Origin of the sequence: Photorhabdus sp. RM71S, assembly GCF_042879355.1 — a bacterium.
In the GTDB taxonomy this organism is placed as follows: Bacteria; Pseudomonadota; Gammaproteobacteria; order Enterobacterales; family Enterobacteriaceae; genus Photorhabdus; species Photorhabdus kayaii.
The window spans coordinates 1-259 of the sequence record NZ_JBHFKV010000273.1 but is presented as its reverse complement, the minus strand read 5'-3'; the positions used below and the strand labels follow the sequence as shown (position 1 = coordinate 259).

The following is a 259-nucleotide window of genomic DNA, read 5'->3' as shown; positions in this document are numbered from 1 at the left end:
TTCGCGTTCTGCTGCTGTGTACTCACCGCCGATACGCTCCCCAATTTGACGACGAATCGGTTTACGTAAATCCGGGGCGCGTTTATCTTTGATGTAAGCGGGCTTGAATGTGTTTGTCTGGTATTGACGGCTTTCTACTAATTTTCCTTCTACAAGTGGCGACACGAACGGCGCCATCCGGCGTTTACCGATATCGACATCAATAGACACTACCTCGGTTTCATAAGTCACAATGTTGGGAAAGAAGCGGTCTAGCAGC

The 259-nt window shown here is 49.0% G+C and carries 1 protein-coding gene; it reads right to left on the bottom strand.

The annotated features are described in order from the left end of the window. Positions 1 to 259: major capsid protein (locus tag ACGF5R_RS24870; RefSeq protein WP_387693320.1), on the bottom strand; the 259-nt coding region annotated here is incomplete at both ends.